Annotated in this window: 18 protein-coding genes and 1 pseudogene; 13 read left to right on the top strand and 6 right to left on the bottom strand. The window is 59.4% G+C overall.

The window, feature by feature from the left end:
* Window positions 1–56: 56 nt before the first annotated feature.
* Window positions 57–869: a LysM peptidoglycan-binding domain-containing protein gene (locus IPK17_RS31000; protein ID WP_343421603.1), complete on the top strand. Its 813-nt coding sequence runs from the start codon at window positions 57–59 to the stop codon at window positions 867–869.
* 54 nt (window positions 870–923) lie between these two features.
* Here the strand turns inward: IPK17_RS31000 and IPK17_RS30995 are convergent, their stop codons facing one another.
* The gene (locus IPK17_RS30995; RefSeq protein WP_343421602.1) at window positions 924–1,568 is read right to left on the bottom strand and encodes a hypothetical protein; all 645 of its coding nucleotides are present in this window, start codon (window positions 1,566–1,568) and stop codon (window positions 924–926) included.
* A 146-nt stretch (window positions 1,569–1,714) separates the two neighbouring features.
* Here IPK17_RS30995 and IPK17_RS30990 point away from each other — a divergent pair, with 146 nt between their 5' ends.
* The 6 genes from IPK17_RS30990 (at window position 1,715) to IPK17_RS30965 (ending at window position 9,088) form a co-directional block, all read left to right on the top strand.
* Window positions 1,715–2,227: a bifunctional nuclease family protein gene (locus IPK17_RS30990; protein ID WP_343421601.1), complete on the top strand. Its 513-nt coding sequence runs from the start codon at window positions 1,715–1,717 to the stop codon at window positions 2,225–2,227.
* A 96-nt stretch (window positions 2,228–2,323) separates the two neighbouring features.
* Window positions 2,324–6,241: a replicative DNA helicase gene (locus IPK17_RS30985; protein WP_343421600.1), complete on the top strand. Its 3,918-nt coding sequence runs from the start codon at window positions 2,324–2,326 to the stop codon at window positions 6,239–6,241.
* The gene (locus tag IPK17_RS30980; protein WP_343421599.1) at window positions 6,238–6,924 is read left to right on the top strand and encodes a DnaD domain-containing protein; all 687 of its coding nucleotides are present in this window, start codon (window positions 6,238–6,240) and stop codon (window positions 6,922–6,924) included. The genes IPK17_RS30985 and IPK17_RS30980 overlap by 4 nt, the downstream gene beginning before the upstream one ends.
* Window positions 6,845–8,218 (top strand): ATP-binding protein, encoded by a 1,374-nt coding sequence (locus IPK17_RS30975; protein ID WP_343421598.1) that lies wholly within the window; start codon window positions 6,845–6,847, stop codon window positions 8,216–8,218. The genes IPK17_RS30980 and IPK17_RS30975 overlap by 80 nt, the downstream gene beginning before the upstream one ends.
* 3 nt (window positions 8,219–8,221) lie before the next feature.
* Window positions 8,222–8,353, top strand: a complete 132-nt coding sequence (locus tag IPK17_RS30970; protein ID WP_343421597.1) for a hypothetical protein — start codon at window positions 8,222–8,224, stop codon at window positions 8,351–8,353.
* A 51-nt stretch (window positions 8,354–8,404) separates the two neighbouring features.
* Window positions 8,405–9,088, top strand: coding sequence for a GNAT family N-acetyltransferase (locus IPK17_RS30965; protein WP_343421596.1), 684 nt, complete (start codon window positions 8,405–8,407; stop codon window positions 9,086–9,088).
* 168 nt (window positions 9,089–9,256) lie between these two features.
* Here IPK17_RS30965 and IPK17_RS30960 read toward each other — a convergent pair whose 3' ends face one another.
* Window positions 9,257–9,736: a hypothetical protein gene (locus IPK17_RS30960; protein ID WP_343421595.1), complete on the bottom strand. Its 480-nt coding sequence runs from the start codon at window positions 9,734–9,736 to the stop codon at window positions 9,257–9,259.
* Window positions 9,737–9,765: 29 nt separating this feature from the next.
* On the opposite strand from IPK17_RS30960, the pseudogene IPK17_RS30955 reads away from it, so the two are divergent.
* The 4 genes and pseudogenes from IPK17_RS30955 to IPK17_RS30940 all read left to right on the top strand — a co-directional run.
* Window positions 9,766–10,234: pseudogene (locus IPK17_RS30955) on the top strand (NAD(P)-binding domain-containing protein); the annotation flags it as partial.
* A gap of 27 nt (window positions 10,235–10,261) precedes the next feature.
* Window positions 10,262–10,756, top strand: coding sequence for a ketol-acid reductoisomerase (locus IPK17_RS30950; RefSeq protein WP_343421593.1), 495 nt, complete (start codon window positions 10,262–10,264; stop codon window positions 10,754–10,756).
* A 345-nt stretch (window positions 10,757–11,101) separates the two neighbouring features.
* Window positions 11,102–11,479: a DUF5939 domain-containing protein gene (locus tag IPK17_RS30945; RefSeq protein WP_343421592.1), complete on the top strand. Its 378-nt coding sequence runs from the start codon at window positions 11,102–11,104 to the stop codon at window positions 11,477–11,479.
* Window positions 11,480–11,522: 43 nt separating this feature from the next.
* Window positions 11,523–12,440, top strand: coding sequence for a hypothetical protein (locus IPK17_RS30940; RefSeq protein ID WP_343421591.1), 918 nt, complete (start codon window positions 11,523–11,525; stop codon window positions 12,438–12,440).
* A 2-nt stretch (window positions 12,441–12,442) separates the two neighbouring features.
* Here the strand turns inward: IPK17_RS30940 and IPK17_RS30935 are convergent, their stop codons facing one another.
* Both IPK17_RS30935 and IPK17_RS30930 read right to left on the bottom strand, forming a co-directional pair.
* Window positions 12,443–12,580, bottom strand: coding sequence for a hypothetical protein (locus tag IPK17_RS30935; RefSeq protein ID WP_343421590.1), 138 nt, complete (start codon window positions 12,578–12,580; stop codon window positions 12,443–12,445).
* A 118-nt stretch (window positions 12,581–12,698) separates the two neighbouring features.
* Window positions 12,699–13,199 carry a PIG-L deacetylase family protein gene (locus IPK17_RS30930; protein ID WP_343421589.1) on the bottom strand — a complete coding sequence of 167 codons (501 nt, stop codon included), beginning with the start codon at window positions 13,197–13,199 and terminating at the stop codon, window positions 12,699–12,701.
* Between the two features lie 68 nt (window positions 13,200–13,267).
* Here IPK17_RS30930 and IPK17_RS30925 point away from each other — a divergent pair, with 68 nt between their 5' ends.
* Window positions 13,268–13,474, top strand: a complete 207-nt coding sequence (locus IPK17_RS30925; protein WP_343421588.1) for a hypothetical protein — start codon at window positions 13,268–13,270, stop codon at window positions 13,472–13,474.
* A gap of 142 nt (window positions 13,475–13,616) precedes the next feature.
* Here the strand turns inward: IPK17_RS30925 and IPK17_RS30920 are convergent, their stop codons facing one another.
* The gene (locus tag IPK17_RS30920) at window positions 13,617–14,027 is read right to left on the bottom strand and encodes a hypothetical protein (protein WP_343422578.1); all 411 of its coding nucleotides are present in this window, start codon (window positions 14,025–14,027) and stop codon (window positions 13,617–13,619) included.
* Between the two features lie 174 nt (window positions 14,028–14,201).
* Here IPK17_RS30920 and IPK17_RS30915 point away from each other — a divergent pair, with 174 nt between their 5' ends.
* The gene (locus IPK17_RS30915; protein WP_343421587.1) at window positions 14,202–14,432 is read left to right on the top strand and encodes a hypothetical protein; all 231 of its coding nucleotides are present in this window, start codon (window positions 14,202–14,204) and stop codon (window positions 14,430–14,432) included.
* Window positions 14,433–15,191: 759 nt separating this feature from the next.
* Here IPK17_RS30915 and IPK17_RS30910 read toward each other — a convergent pair.
* Window positions 15,192–15,470, bottom strand: a complete 279-nt coding sequence (locus IPK17_RS30910) for a hypothetical protein (protein ID WP_343421586.1) — start codon at window positions 15,468–15,470, stop codon at window positions 15,192–15,194.
* Window positions 15,471–16,173: the final 703 nt, after the last annotated feature.

Here is a 16,173-nt window from a genome sequence, read left to right as displayed (position 1 = left end):
CATCCCTATAGATCGGTGTATTCTCAAGATTATATCGTGCACCAGGAGGTCTTCGCTTGAAACGTTTGATCCAGCTTGTCGTGTTATTGGCGATCCCGTTACTTTCGGCAGGGTGTTTTCGTTCGGCTGGGGACACAATTGAGCCGACTCAGGATGCCGCCTCGAACTCGGTCGTGCTGGAAGCTACCACCACTACCCCGTCGAGCGGCTTACCCGGCACGCCGACGCTTCCTCCCATTACCATTCTAGCACCGAACACGCGCCCAGCGGTAACTGATGAAGTTCCGGTCGAAGCCGCGACCACGCGCTCACCGCAAACCATCGTGCCGCCGCCGACCGCCACGCCGCAGTTCATCACGCCCGGTTCGCCGCTCGGCCCCGTCCCGATTGAGACGAGCACGCCGCGTCCTGCCTCGGAAATCACGGCTGAAGCAGAAAGTGCTGGCGACACGGGTGAAGGCGAGACCACGCGCATCAATAACGATCCGTGCATCTACATCGTGGAATCGGGCGACAGCCTGTATTCGATTGCCATTGACCATGATACTACCATTGATGATTTGCTGGCGGCGAATCCTGACCTCGATGGCGATCCGCCCGTCATTTTCCCGGAGGATGAGCTGAATCTGCCGGACTGCGACGGCACGACGACCCGCACGCCGCGCCCGACCGCCACGGCTGAGCCGACCAACGCGCCCGGCACCGCGACCGCAGGCGAAGTCTACACCGTCGAACCCGGCGACACACTGTTCAACATTGCGACGCGCTACGGCGTGACCATTGCCGACATCGTCGATGCTAACCCCGGCCTCGACCCGGATCGACTGTCGATTGGACAGCGCATCATCATCCCGCCGGACGAGGAATAAACGTCTGAGATTCACCGTAGGGGCATGGCGCGCCATGCCCCTACCCCTGTCGCCCTACTCCGCCAACTGCGCCGACCAGATCGTCAGGTCGTCAAACGCAATGTCGGCCACGCCCCCTTCGGCGACAGCCGCCGTGAGCCCCGCGAAGCCATCCGTGTAGCGTGAGTCGCGCGCCTCAGCGATGAACTGTCCATTGACATACAGCGCCAGATAATCGCCGATGCATACCGCCCGGATCCGGTTGATGCCGCGATCCTGATTCACCACGTCAGTGCGTGTCCAATCGATCAGACCGTCGACTTGCTCGGTTGCGCCGCGCCGAATCGAGTAGTAGCCGTCGCCGCTGATGAGAAAGTAGTAGCCGTCGCCGTCGTTGTTGGAACTAGCGCGGCACAGCACGCCGTAAGCGTTGTTCCGGTAGTCGGAAAGCTGCGTGGTCTCCACTTCGATCACCACATCGGAATGGCGCTCGACGTTCAGGCCGGAGACGAAGCCCGCCTGTTCGGAATAGGCGCGGTACGTGCCATCCTCGATGCGAAAGTCGATGCCATAGCCTTCGGCAATCCGCCCGCGCCACGCGTACCCCTCATCAAAACTCTCGCGCAGCAGCGCCTCGTTGAGGATGAACTGCTCAGAGGGCCGCGCCGTGCAGCCGACCAGCAGTCCCAGCGCGCTCAGCAGGAGCAGCACACCGCGCATAGTTGTGACCCTTTCCTAGTATGAGAACCTTGAACATAACAGCCGTTTTGTTCGACTTTTAAGGTTTGCCCGCCACATCCTTCGGTGTATAATCGGTGTGGTGGACGAAGTTCACTGAAAGAAGAACAAGCCCAAGGTTATACACCATGATTGAAGTTGTTATCGACAGCATCCGCGTGAGCCTCATGTCGCAGTATCGCATCGTGATCCTCAAGGATTCAACGACCGACCGATATTTGCCGATTTGGATTGGTCCGTGCGAAGCGGATGCGATCACGATTGAACTGCAGGAGATGCCGCCGCAGCGTCCACTCACGCATGACCTGCTCAAGTCGATGATCCGTGAACTTGGCGGCAAAGTCGTCCACATCCTGATCAGCGATCTCCGCAATGACGTGTATTATGCCCGCATCGTCATCGATGTGGCAGGGCGACAAATTGAAGTCGACGCCCGCCCCAGCGATGCCATCGCGCTGGCTGTCCGCGCGAAAGTGCCGGTCTTCGTCTCCGATCACGTGATGGAACGGCATTCGATTGAGCCGGAAGAAGATGTCGAACGCACGATCGGCGGCAAAGAACTCGATGAAGATCGCCTGAGCGCGTTCAAAGATTTCGTCAACAGCCTGGATCTCGACGATTTAGACGACGAAGAAGAATAACGATCCACCATCTGTCGGTTCGGTCGGCACAACTTGTAACACGACAACGGCGTACCGCTACCGGAGCGCCGTTTTGTTTCTCTTTGGATAGGGTTCATGACCTCTAACCCCGGTATCCTTAGGCTTGCGCCTCACAGCCCTGAAGCCGAAGAGGCGGTGATCGGCGGCGTACTGACCGATCCCGATCTGTTCCTCGGAATTGCTGCATACCTGCGTCCCGAAGACTTCCACATCAACCGCCTCGCGATTGTCTGGGAGGCGATGATGCGCGTCGCCGACCGGAACGACGGCATCGACGTGCTGACGGTCAGCGAGGAGATTCGCGCGCTCGGCAAGGCGGAACAGTTCGAAGATAAGGCGCGTGGCTTTCTCGTCAACCTGATCAACCGCACGCCGACCTCGGTACACACCGAAGCGTACGCCCGCGTAGTCGAACGCCTCGCGATCTGCCGCCGCCTGCTCACCGCCGCGGACGAGATCAAAACGCTGGCGTATGACGAACAGCTCCCGGTGGAGCGCATCACCAGCGAGGCCGAGTCGCGCCTGTTCCGCGTGACGGAACGCAATCAGCGCGGCGACCTCGTGCCGATGTATCAGGCGATTGACACGTTCTTCGCCAGCATCGAACACAAAATGCAGCACCCCGACGAGCCGATGGGCTTACCGACGGGCTTCCGCGACCTCGACGGACTGCTGAGCGGCTTGCAGCGCAGCGACCTCCTGATCTTTGCAGGGCGGCCTGGCATGGGCAAGTGCGTTGCGGCAGACACGCTCGTCCCGACTGAATTTGGTCTTCTACCGATTGAAGCGCTGCGCCCATCCAATGTTAACGGCATCACTGACGACGAGGGGGGAACGTTCTACCCGCTCAACATCGAGGTACAGACGCCCACTGGAACGCAAACCGCGACGCACTTCTACGACAGCGGCCTTAAACCAACGCGGCGGCTGCAAACGCGCGGCGGCTACGCCCTGACGGCGACCTATGTTCACCCGGTGTTGACGCTGGTCGAAGGTGGACAAAAAGTCTGGAAGAATTTGAGCGATCTGTGCGTCGGCGATTTTGTCGCTGTGCAGCGCCATGCTCCCTTGTGGGGAGATAGAACTGAGCTGCCGGAATTCAGTTACAAGTTAAAGAACTTGGGTACTACAAGGCTGCCTACGCTGCCTTCCGAAATGACACCCGATCTTGCCTATATCCTCGGTCTCTTGGCAGGTGACGGTAATCTCACGCAGCCAAATTATGTCAGCTTCTCCTCCGCCGATCCTGAAATCGTCGATCTGCTGTATGGCTGGGCGCGATCAATGGGATTACACCCACATCCACGACGAAACTACGACCACCAAATTGGTAGCATCGTCCTCAATACATGGCTGAAGCACATTGGTCTGGCCGGGTATGCGTACGAAAAAGAAGTTCCGTACACGGTACTGCAAGCACCTCAAGACTGCGTACGAGGTTTCCTGCAAGGCTTATTCGACACGGATGGCCATGCCACTACCAAGTCAGGCTATGTCGAATACGTGACAACGTCGGAGAAGTTGGCGCGGCAAGTGCACGCGTTGCTGCTGCAATTTGGGGTTGTAAGCAAGCTCAAACGCAAAGAGAACAAATATCGCGGATCATGGAACATCCTGATCTTTGGTGCGGCTGCCCAACGCTTCTACGTAGAAGTTGGGTTCCGCCTAGAGCGCAAACAGTCAAAGCGTCAGTGTCTGCCCACCCGTACCAATTCCAACATCGATCTTGTGCCGTATCTCCCGCCGCGCACTTCAACGATCCCGAAAACGGAACAGACGCAGCTCTATCGTTACTTCTTGGGACACCGCAGCCCGTCCTACGCCTTACTGAAACGCATGGCGACCTATGCGCCGGAAGTAACACATCTGCTCGAACCCGAGTACTACTGGGATGAGATCGTTTCCGTTGAAGACGCGGGAGTACAACCGTGCTACGATCTCACTGTTCCGGAAGGAAACGCCTTCGTCAGCAACGGGATCGTCAGCCATAACACCAGCTTCATGCTATCCGTCGTGATGAATGCCGCAAAACTCGGCGCGCGCATCCTCATTTTCACCATGGAAATGGGGCACGAGCAGATCGTTCAACGTTTCGTCTCGATGGAAACGGGCATCAACACCCAGAAACTGCGCACGGGTCAGCTCGATGCCCGCGAGTATTCGCGCTTTGTTGAGGCAACGGGACGCTTAGGCAATCTCAACATCTTCATTGACGACTCGGCGGCCATCACGCCCATCGAAATGCGCACAAAAAGCCGCCGGATTCAGCACGAATTTGGCCTCGATCTGATCATCGTCGATTACTTACAGTTGATGAGCGCGGGCGCGGGCTACGAAAATAACAGCGTGCAGGAAGTCAGCTATATCAGCCGCGCGTTGAAAGAGTTGGCGCGTGAGTTGAACGTGCCGGTGCTATCGGCGGCGCAGCTTTCCCGCGCGGTCGAACAGCGTCAAGACAAGCATCCGCAGTTGAGCGATCTGCGTGAATCCGGTTGTTTGACAGGTGAGTCACTGGTTTACCTGCCGGATACTGGTGCTTACGTGCCGATCCGGGAGCTTCAAGGTCAGTCCGGTTTCCGCGTGCTGAGCCTTAACACGAATACGTGGAAACTCGAACCTGCCGAAGTTAGCCGCGCATGGTGTACGGGAATCAAATCCGTCTACAAGCTGACAACGCAGCTTGGGCGCACCATCCGCGCGACGGGCAATCACAAGTTCCTGACGATCAACGGGTGGAAGCGGTTGGACGAGCTCACAACCGAGGACTGCCTCGCCCTCCCCCGCGTTTTACCGAGTCCGCAAGAGCAGACGATGAGCAACGCTGAACTAGCCCTGCTCGGGCATTTGATCGGCGATGGCTGCACGCTGCCCAAACACGCGATCCAATACACAACGCGCGAGGACGATATTGCGCAGATTGTCGCCAACCTAGCGACCGAAGTGTTCAGCGATCAGGTGCGCCCGCGCATCTATCGAGAACCGGGCCGCAACTGGTATCAGGTGTTCCTCACCTCAACCCAGCATTTGACGCACGGCGTGCAAAGTCCCGTGCGCGTGTGGCTGGACGAGCTAGGTGTGTTTGGTCTGCGTTCCTATGAAAAGCGCGTACCAGCCAAAGTCTTACAGCAACCTGCGAACGCGATTGCCTTGTTCCTGCGTCACCTGTGGGCGACCGATGGGCATATTGGTCTTAGGAAAACGACCAAAGGCCAGTATCCGAACATCTACTACGCGTCGAGCAGCCTGGAACTCGCCAGCGATGTGCAATCGCTGCTGCTGCGCCTCGGTATCAATGCCCGGCTGACCCGCGTTCCACAGACGGGCAGAGGTCGCGATCAGTTCCATGTTGCCCCATCGGGACAGGACGACTTCCGCCGCTTCGTTCAATCGATTGGCGCTGTTGGTGCACGACGCGCTGAGTCGCTGTGTGCAGTCAGCGCGTATCTGGACACGCATATTGCCAACACGAACCGCGATATCATCCCGCGACAGGTCTGGCGCACCTATGCTGTCCCGGCGATGGCCGCATATCAGCTCACGGCTCGGCAAATGCAGTCTGAACTCGGCAACGCCTACTGTGGGACCGGCTTGTACAAACAGAACATCAGCCGGGAACGGGCGGCACGTCTCGCCCAAGTCGTACAATCCGAACCGATTGCCGCATTGGCGCAAAGCGATGTTTACTGGGATGCAATTGTCTCCATTGAACCGGATGGCGAAAGCGAAGTGTTCGACCTCACCGTGCCGACGAATCACAACTTCGTCGCCAACGACATCATCGCTCATAATAGCTTGGAGCAGGACGCTGATATCGTGATGTTCCTGTATCGCGATGTGGTCTACAACGAAGCAACCGAGTTTCCGAACAAGGCCGAGATCATCGTCGGCAAGCACCGCAACGGCCCGACGGGGAGCATTGATCTGCACTTCGAGCGGTCGCTGACCAAGTTCTCTGACGCCAAGACTATGAAAATCGATCTGGGCAGCCTATGACGAAGTTCAACGGCTTCCTCCCCGGCAAACAGCCGACCTTCGCGGTCTACACGCAGTTCATCAGCGAACTACTGCCGCTCATCGACCATGTCGTCGAGCTCAAGGTCACATTGTACGCGATGTGGGCGATCCAGCAGCGCGAAGGCACGTTCCGCTATTTGCTGCGGCGCGACTTCACCGCGAACGCGGCATTTCTGGCCGGCATCGGCGGCGAAGCAGCCCTCGATGACGGGTTGGCGCGGGCGTGTGCGCGCGAAACGCTGCTCAGTACCGAAGTGGAACTAGGCGAATCGCCAGAGCGCCTGTATTTTATCAATACGGCGCTGGGTCGGACCGCGCTGGAGCAAGTCCGCCTCGGCTTATGGCCGCCCGGTGACGAAGGTTTAGTAGAGATTTTGCCGGAACGACCCAACATTTATCGTCTGTACGAGGATCATTTCGGGTCGCTGACGCCGATGATCGCGGACATGCTCAAGGACGCCGAAAAAGACTTCCCATTAAGTTGGATTGTCGAAGCTATGCGGATCGCCGTCGCCAAGAATGCGCTCAACTGGCGGTTCGTGCAGGGAATCTTAGATCGCTGGCAGCGAGAAGGTAAAGGCAATGCGGTCGATCAAAGACCTGATGAACGGGATGGAAAACGATACATCTCCGGGGAATATGCCGACTTCCTCGAGTGGTGACGATGATGGGCTGTGCCCCCTGTGTGGACGCGAGTCGCTGTGCGACGGACTCGGCTATGTGCGCGCCGATCTCCCGGTAGGGCATCCGCAGTTCGGGCAGTTGTTCCGCTGTCCCAACTACCGCACCAACGCCGAACGCAAAGAAAAGCTGCGCAAACTCGGTAATCTCGAAGCCTATAAAGACAAAACGTTCGAGAGCTTCGACACAGAAAATATTCCGAACCTGAGTCCCAAACAGCGCGACTCCCTGCGCGAAGCGCTGCACTATGCGCAGGCGTACGCCAGTCAGCCGACCGGATGGATTCTGTTTGAAGGTACATACGGCACGGGCAAAACGCATCTCGCCGCCGCGATCGGCAATTCGCTGCTCGACCACGAGGAGCGCGTGATTTTCGTCACCGTGCCCGACCTGCTCGACTATCTGCGCGGCGCGTACGCCCCCAACGCTGAATCCGGCTACGACGAAACGTTTGATCGCCTGCGCGAAGCGGGCGTGCTGATCCTCGACGATCTCGGCGTAGAAAACCCGAGCGAATGGGCGGGCGAAAAGCTGTTCCAACTGCTCAACCATCGCTATGTGTACCGCCTGCCGACCGTCGTCACCACCAACGCCGATATTGAAACGATTGATCCGCGCCTCGCCAGCCGTCTCGCCGATAACAAGCTGGTGCAGCACGTCAGATCAAAGCGCCGGATTTCCGCACCAACAAAAAACACGTCGGTCGATGAAGTGCCGGATCTCGGCCTGTACCGCGAAATGACGCTGGAAAACTTCGATACGCGCACGCGCACCACCGTCGAAGAACGCTCGAATCTGGAACGCGCAGTGCAAATCGCGCGCGAAATTGTCGAGATCAAATCGATGTGGCTGGTGCTGATTGGCCCATCTGGGACGGGCAAAACGCATCTCGCGGCAGGCATTGCCAACGAGCTGGATAAGGCGGGCGTCGGCGTGATCATGGTCACAAACACCGAACTGCTCGACTATCTCCGCTCCGGTGTGGACAGCCGCGTGCAGTTGAAGCTGGAGCGCCGCCTCTCGATTCTACGCAACGTATCCGTGCTCGTGCTTGACGATCTAAACTTCGAGTCAATGTCGGCGTGGGCGCGTGAAAAGGTGTTTCAGGTATTGGATTACCGCTATCTGCGCCGCATGAAGACGATTATCACCAGCATACGATCCATTGAGGAAATGGACGCCCGCGTGCGCACGCGCATTCTCGACCGCCGCCGTTCGGCTGTCTACGTCCTCACTGGACGCCCGTATGTCGACCGGATGCCCAGAACCTACTGACCTATGGCCACTTCGATCCTGAAGCCGATCACCGTTTCGCCCTACAGCCGCCGCGACCGCCACATCGTCTCTGACCTGTTGTTCCGCAACTACAATGTCCACACGCACCTCGACTGGCAGGAGCCCGATAAGTAGCTGGAAACCCAGCAGGGTGTCACACGGCTGGCGTGGCAGCATGGGCGGCTGATGGGCATCCTGGCGACTGCCGCGCCGCTCGACAACACCACATGGATTCGCATCGCCGCGCTGGCCGATAACGCCGATGCTGCCCGCACGTTTAACGCGCTGTGGGACTCGGTGGTCGTCGAATTACTCGGGAATAACGTCCAGCAGGTCGCGGTGCTGCTCATCCGCGACTGGCTAATCCCGTTCGTGCAACCGCGCGGGTTCGCGCCCGCCGAGGAAGTTGTAACCCTGCGCCGGGCGGATTTGCCCGCCCCGCCCGAGGAGATGCCGGCGAACCTCACCATTCACCCGACGCGCGACGGAGACATTCCCATCATCGCGCGCGTCGATCAGGCCGCGTTCGCGCCGCCGTGGCAGCTTTCGGATGTGGATGTGCGCGAGGCTGTGCGCGCCGCCGCCTACTGCACCGTCGCCGTGAGCAACGAACGGATCGTCGGCTATCAAGCGAGCACGATGTACTTCGACGGGGGACATCTGGCGCGGCTGGCCGTGCTGCCCGATGTGCAGGGGACGGGCGTCGGATCGGCGCTGGTCAATGATCTGCTGCGGCGCTTCGCGCGGCGCGGCATCACGGCTGTGACGGTCAACACGCAGTTGAGCAACACGCGCTCACAGCATCTTTACGAACGCTACGGCTTTCAGCGCAACGGCTACGATCTGCCCGTGTGGATGCTTAATCTATAGCGTCGCGGGCCTCACCCCGCTCCGCTCAACTTCCCTCTCCCGTGGGTTCACGGCAGGACAGTTTTAATATTTCGACACCGTCTTCCCTCAGACGCCTTTTAGGGGGCCTTTGGCCGTCCGCTGAGCGCGCAGAAGGGTCCCTACAGGTTGGGGGTTGAAGTGAGATCTTTAAAACGTCATATCCTCTAACGCTTCGCGGAACGCTTCGGCCTGCGCATTCGTCAGCGAGCTGTTGAGCTGCACCATCACGTTATTGCGAAAATAGACATAGACCACCCCGCGCCGCGTCGACGAGTTGTTGCGCAGGCTCTCAATGTACGCCTGCCATGCGGCGAGCTGATCCGCTGTCTCAAACGTGATCACCTGCCCGCCGAGCGGGGCGATGCTGGCGATATGGAAAACGACGCGCTCGTCATAGTCTGCGGGGTCATCCCGCCCGGCGACGATCTGTTCATCGTCCGGCGCAATCGCCGTGTCCAGTCCGGCCGTCGTAAAGGCGTTGAACACATCTTGCGGGGTGAACAGGTTAAACGGCAGCGGCGTCGCTGTTGGCGGCCCAAACAGACTCACGCCGCCGCAACCCGTCAGCAGCAGGGGCAGCAAAAGCAGTGTTGCGATCAGCAGGGACAAAAGGTATCGTTTGGACATGCATCCGCTCCTAGCGAAAAGAATCAACCATGACAATGGTTTATCATGACGAAGATGGTAACGTAGATTATTTAAGAGGCAAGCGCGTCGGCGTTATTGGCTACGGCAACATGGGCAGTCCGATGGCGCTCAATCTACGGGACAGCGGCGTCGACGTGATTCTCCATGAGCCCCGCGCGGAGCGGCGCGAACAGGCGCTGGAAGATGGCTTCTCCCCCGTCGCCATCGCCGAACTGGTGGCCGCCGCAGACATCATTATGCCGCTGCTGCGCGACGAGGCCATGCCCAAAATCTACCTTGAAGGCGTATCGCCGCATTTGCGCCGCGGTCAAACGCTGATCTTCAGCAGCGCGTACAACCTCACCTTCGGTTTTATCGAAGCGCCGCCGTTCGTCGACGTGGGGCTGGTCGCCGCGCGCACACGGCGCCGCCGTCCGCGACCGCTACCTGTCTGGCGAAGGCTACGCCTCGTTCGTCGCCGTCGCGCAGGACGCCAGCCGCAGCGCGTGGCCGACGATCCTCGCGGTGGCGAAAGCGGCGGGCGCGCTCAAAGTCGGCGCCATTGAAACGCGCTTTGAGCAGGAGACTGAACTCGACCTGTTCTTGCAGCAGGCCGTACTGCCCGTGCTGCACCATGTCGTGATCACTGCGGCGGAGCTGCTCATGAAACTCGGCTACCCGCCCGAAGCCGTGTTCACCGAGCTGTATCTCTCGGGCGAAACGTCCGACTATCTGCGGGCGGCAGCGGTCAGAGGGCTGCTCAAAGCGCTCGATCCGCGGTCGCTGACGGCGCAGTACGGTATCCTCAGCCGCTACGAACGCTTCAATGATTTGAAGCTGGAACGCCTGATGGAGATCACGCTGGAAGAGATTCGCAGCAGCAAATTCGCGCAGGAATGGTCGAAGGAGTTCAACGCCGATTACCCGCGCCTGCGCAACCTGCTCAAAGCCGCCGCGCGATGGACACATGGGGAGCTCGAACAACAGACCATCGACGCGCTCCAGCGCGATGGCGATTAAGTTGCCCGATAACGCATCGGGAGTAACAATTAAGTGAGTTGGAATCGTCTAGAAAACTGTCGACAAACTATATTTTAGGCAGGTAAAGTCATGACTACGCAGCTTCAAAACCACCACCCTCGCCGCGCGCCTCAACGCGGTCAAAGACCTCGGCAAATTCAGCGCGCAGGTGATGAATGACTTCGCCAGCTACCTCACCACCGCGCCGGATGAGGGATCTCTTCCGCGTCAGTCCCTACTACGCGCGGCGCACGGGTACGTCCGTGCGCGAAGCGACCGATCTCTTCCTGTACGCGACGCTTGGCATTCTGGAATTCAACTGGGGCGTGCTCTGCCCCTCGTGTCATGCCTTCGTCCCCATCGCCGGGCGGGCTGCGTGCCATCCAGAATCAGGAATACCGCAACCACTGCATGATCGGCTTTGATGTGTCCGTCGACGATAATATCGAAGTCGCGTTCACGGTCGCGCCATCGACGCGCAGCATTCGCTTTCACGACATGGAGCTGCTCGACTTTCAGCGCGATTGGCTGCTGTGGTTCTATACGCACAGCATGTACCACGCGCCAGAAATCCGCCAGATCGCCGTGAAGCTGATGGTCACCTCGGACAAAATCGGCGTCGATGCGCGGCGCACCGTCGAAGTCGGTCTGGTGGACGGCGCGAACTATTTCGTGACGACGCCGGATATTCACGCCTTCGCCAACCTCGGCTGCGGATCCTAACGCGGCGAGCGACATCACGTTTGATCTGTTTGATGGGCGCATTGTGCCGGAAGGCGCGTATGTCAAACCGGGCAAGGTCAAAATCACCTTCCGCAACCGCATCGGCAAAGAGAGCGTGTACGGCGTGATCTACGACCCACGCCACGGCATCCCCAACCTCAACGACGAATCCGCGCAGTTGACCGCGCATTTCAGCCAACCGATGGAGTTTCTGACGGGCAAGCAGGTCGCGACCTCGAGGTGTTCCGCGAATTGTTCCGCGCGGAGAGTATCCCGTCCGATCTCGGCCTCGCCTTCAAGGCGTGACCTTTCTGTTCACCGACCTCAAAGGCTCGACCCGCCCTGTATCAGCGGGTGGGTGATATCCGCGCTTATCGAAATCGTGCGCAAGCATTTCACCCTGCGCGTGACATCATCGCGGAATGCGGCGGCGCGGTCGTCAAGACGATGGGTGACGCGGTCACTGGCGACCTTCTCTGAACCGCTCACCGCGCTGCAAACCGCGCTTCGTGATCAACCAGCAGATCAGGAAGATCGGCGACGATCACGATGCCTGATCATCAAGATTGGGATTCATATGGGGCCGTGCATCGCCGTCGAAAACCGCGAACGCCCTCGATTATTTCGGGCAAACGGTGAATTTAGCGGCGCGCGTTGCAGGCGGCCGTTGCCGAAGCGGGTGGCTCGTCATCACCGACCCGGTCTACCCACCGGCGCGCAGGAAAGCGATCGTGGAAGCGAAGCTCACCTCGAAGACCGATTCGGTGCTGCTCCGCGGCATCGACGCGGCGAAGCAGGTGTATCGGCTGGCGCAAAGATGTTTTCCGACCCCACCTCGCCCCTCCCCAGATGTCAGGGAGGAGCCAACGTTGATCGCCAGATCTTCCCACTCCCCGCTTGCGTGGGACCAGGATTAGGGTCAGGGGTATATACAGACGTCTTACCTAATCTCCCGATATGAATTTACTCCGCAGGGTGTCCTTCTCCGGGCGTGGCGTTGATGAACCGCATCACGCGGTAATTCTCGGCCAGCGGCACGCCGACCTCTTTTCCGGTCGCCTCATCCCACTTGCGGATCATATCGGCGTCGTCTTCGCCCACCTGCGACCGGTGCGCCAGCAGCGACTGGATCTTCTTGTCACACGGCGGCGGTCACGTCGATGGCGATGTTCAGCTTATCGCTCATCATCAGGTACACCTCGTTAACGTGATGCGGTTCCTAAGCCCTCGTCGAGCAGTTCGGGAAGATCGGGCGCGTTTCGCCGAGGAAGATGGCGTACAACGACGCTTCACCCGTCGCCCGGTGATCCGGGTGATTGATATAGTCGAAGCCCTCGCCGGGAGCATCACCCTGCGTTGGATCCATGATCAGCACGCGATCCGGGCGCAAACGGCGGATCAGACGGGTCAGATCGCGGCGCAGTTCCATTGAAGGCGTAAGCGCGCCATCGGGATAGCTGAGGAAAACTACCTCTTTGACGCCGACGATCTCCGCCGCTTCAAGCTGCTCCGCTTGACGGCGCTCCACCAGTTGATTGTAAACCACATCTTTGTCGTTGCTGCCCGCCACCGCGCCATCGGTGACGATGCAGTGGTCACCTCCGCGCCGCCCGAAGTCCACACGGCCCACACTGCCCGCTGAACCACATTGTGTGTCGTCCGGATGCGCCACGATCCCCAGAATTTTGAACGGCGCGACGATCGGTTTTTCGAGTTCCATACGTTATCCTCAGGTCATTGTGTAGAACACCACTACTTTATCTTATGCGGTGTCAGGGGGAAACAGTGATGGACTTACCACCCACCTCGTCCGGTCTGCTGCGCCATTTGGGATACGTTGATCGGGGGCGTGGTCGCGAATGGCACGGGCGCGGCGCCGCTGGTATCACCGCCCTGGTCAGACGCGCCGCGACCATTTCCTATTCGTCGCCGTGCATCTCGCACAGCTTGTCGTATTCGCGCTCACCTTTCCCAGCGCCAACTGGCTCGCGGTGATCGGGGCGTATGCCTGCCTGCTCTGTCCGCGCTGGCGATCTTGGCCGCGCCCGCCGAAATCAGCGCCCGGTGAGTTATCTAAGCTATATCGGCGCGCTGGGGGTAGCACTGCTGTTCAACGCGCCAAGGTCTGGAATGGTTTCTACCGATCCTGTACTTCAAGCTGCTGGTGAGTCACCTTGGCATGGGGGTTGATCAGGGGTGGGCAGCGGGGCGCACGCTGGATCAGCTGCGCTCGCTGCCCGTGAGTGGCGACGCCACGTTTAAGATGATAGCTTCGACTTCGGATAGTTCTTAAAGCGCGGCCATGAACAGATCGCGATAAGCGAAGCGCATCCGCTTCGCTGGTCGCCTCAAAGCACAGGCTCAGCAGCGGTTCGGTATTGCTGGCGCGCAGCAGTCCCCATCCGTGTTCAAACTGCACGCGGATACCATCCAAGGCGACGATTTCGCCCTTGCCTTCCAGCGCGGCGCGCACGCCATCGATCACACGGGCTTTCGCTTCATCAGGCGAGTTGCGGGCATATTCTGGCGTGCTGTAGAGCGTCGTCAGGCTGGCGTTGAGCGCGGCCGGCGATTGCTTCGCGGTGGCTGGTACCAGCAGCAGGCGTCCCGCCGCGACATACGCATCGTCAAAGCCGTAGTAGTCTTCGCCGAGGAAGTGTGTCCGCTCATCTCACCGCCGAGCAGCGCGCCCGCATCTCGACCATCTTGGCCTTGACCAGCGGTGTCCGCTCGCCCGCGATCGGCGTGCCGCCTGCCTGCGCGACCGCGTCAAAACAGCACCTGGCTGCTCAAGACATCGCCGACCACCGTTGAGCCGGGATGCCGGGTCAGCATGTCCCGCGCCAGCAGCGCCAAGCAAGCGATCCGCCGCGATACCATTCCCCTGCTCATCGGCTTCGCCCATGCAGTCAGCGTCCCCGTCAAACGCGGTGCCGAGGTCCGCGCCAACTGACGCACCTTGTCGCCCAGCGCGCGCCAATTCTCCGGCACCTGCGGGTCGGGCTGGTTGATTCGGATGGCTCGATCCGGCTCGCAAAGAACAGCTCGATCACGGTGTGCCCAAGTGTCAGGAACAGCTTCGGCGCGAAGATGCCGCCAGTTCCGTTGCGCACTCTACCACAATCTTGAGTGGATGCGTTTTGATGCTCAACTTCGGCACAATGTCGCTGTAGTAGTCCTCTACTGAATTCGATACGAGTCAATCTCGCCCACTCCGTCGTCAACTCTTCCGTCTGTTAGGGGCGCAGAATCTCCTGAATGCCATCTCCATACAGGTTTCGCGCCCACGCTCGGCTGAAGCCATTCTGATCCGGCGAGGTGGCTGCCCGTGACCATCATGCCGCCCGCGTTGTTGCGCTTCGGCCGTTCCAATGAACGAGCGGCGTGGAAGTCGGCGCGATGTCCACAACGGTAAGCAGCCCGCCTGACTCAGAAACCGTGCATGTGCCGCATCCATCAGCGCGGTCGACGAATGGCGGTTATCCGCCCAACAACGACTGTGCGCCGCTCCTCAACATTGCGCAGATACGTCCCAAACGCCTGCCCGTCAAGCGGGCGACTTCCCGTGAGCGGCGCATCTTGCCGTACCGTGCCGCGAGATATCGTACTTTTGAACAGCTTCGGATTAACAGTGGCCATGGACGGGTTGAAAAGTTGAAAGTTAGAGTCACACTCGCCCTCCTACTTTTAACTTTTGCACTTCACCTTTCTACTATGATAATCTTGTTTTACGTACGCGGCGGCGATCCAGAACATCTTCATGGACGTGCGTCCCCAGTCCCACTTCAACCGCCTCGCCGATCTTGACACCGGGCATCGTCATCATCGGTGACGCCGAGGAACGCGCCTTGTCCCACAATCGCGCGAACTTGTCGCCCCCGCTGTCCAGCGTCCCCTTGACCGTGCTCTTGACATTCTTGCGGTCAATGCGCAGATTGGCAGTCGTGCAGCCCGCCGAGAAGTTCACTGGCGCGAACACGCTGTCAAGCACGCGCAGGCGTGCATATCGCGGTGATCCGCCATAGCTGCGCGCGACCTCCGTTGTGTAGCCGGCGTGCAGTGGTTGAGCACCATCGACTGACGCACCAACGCATTGTTGCCGACAATCAATATCCGCGCCGATGTAGGCCGGGCTAATCGCCGCGCCGAGGAACTACACCTTCGCGCGTTCACCGGCAAACACGTCGCCGATCAGCGTGGCCGACGGAGCCACGAACGCGCTCGCGACGATCTTGCCAGAAATCTTCGACGGGTAGTAATTCATCAAATCAAAGATTGTGCCTGGGAACGGGCGTTCCACACGGGCCGCGGTACGGCACAACCTTAAAGACAGTACTGCGTGGTAACGAAATCCATCGCCCGTTCATAGTGATCATCGCTGGCAATGGGCTTGGCGTACTCCTGCCGAGATCGCGTTGAACATGAGCGCTATCCGGTGGATGTGCGCCACGATGTTGACGCGCTCGGTCGGTCTCCGCGCCCGGCTTCTCGACGATCAGTGATGCGTCGCTCAGGCCGTAGATCAGGTAACCGCCAGGGAAATAGTCTTCGCGCTCATAGCCAGCAATATACGTGCCCGTAGGATGGCGGCGTACGCGGTATGTCGGCGTGCAGTTGATCATCCACGACATCATGCACCTGCACGACATAAGATCGGCGTTTCCGGTTGGTTAGGCAGGGCCGGCGCCGCCTGC

It is taken from the genome of Candidatus Flexifilum breve, from assembly GCF_016713355.1.
The sequence above is the reverse complement of the archived record's forward strand: the minus strand, read 5'-3'. Positions and strand labels throughout refer to the sequence as shown.

Bases quoted from the DNA above. Each gene is read 5' to 3' on its own strand.
- IPK17_RS30995 (WP_343421602.1), bottom strand. From the start codon at position 1,568: ATGCGCGGTGTGCTGCTCCTGCTGAGCGCGCTGGGACTGCTGGTCGGC.
- IPK17_RS30990 (WP_343421601.1), top strand. From the start codon at position 1,715: ATGATTGAAGTTGTTATCGACAGCATCCGCGTGAGCCTCATGTCGCAG.
- IPK17_RS30985 (WP_343421600.1), top strand. From the start codon at position 2,324: ATGACCTCTAACCCCGGTATCCTTAGGCTTGCGCCTCACAGCCCTGAA.
- IPK17_RS30980 (WP_343421599.1), top strand. From the start codon at position 6,238: ATGACGAAGTTCAACGGCTTCCTCCCCGGCAAACAGCCGACCTTCGCG.
- IPK17_RS30975 (WP_343421598.1), top strand. From the start codon at position 6,845: ATGCGGTCGATCAAAGACCTGATGAACGGGATGGAAAACGATACATCT.
- IPK17_RS30970 (WP_343421597.1), top strand. From the start codon at position 8,222: ATGGCCACTTCGATCCTGAAGCCGATCACCGTTTCGCCCTACAGCCGC.
- IPK17_RS30965 (WP_343421596.1), top strand. From the start codon at position 8,405: ATGGGCATCCTGGCGACTGCCGCGCCGCTCGACAACACCACATGGATT.
- IPK17_RS30960 (WP_343421595.1), bottom strand. From the start codon at position 9,736: ATGTCCAAACGATACCTTTTGTCCCTGCTGATCGCAACACTGCTTTTG.
- IPK17_RS30945 (WP_343421592.1), top strand. From the start codon at position 11,102: ATGCCTTCGTCCCCATCGCCGGGCGGGCTGCGTGCCATCCAGAATCAG.
- IPK17_RS30930 (WP_343421589.1), bottom strand. From the start codon at position 13,199: ATGGAACTCGAAAAACCGATCGTCGCGCCGTTCAAAATTCTGGGGATC.
- IPK17_RS30925 (WP_343421588.1), top strand. From the start codon at position 13,268: ATGGACTTACCACCCACCTCGTCCGGTCTGCTGCGCCATTTGGGATAC.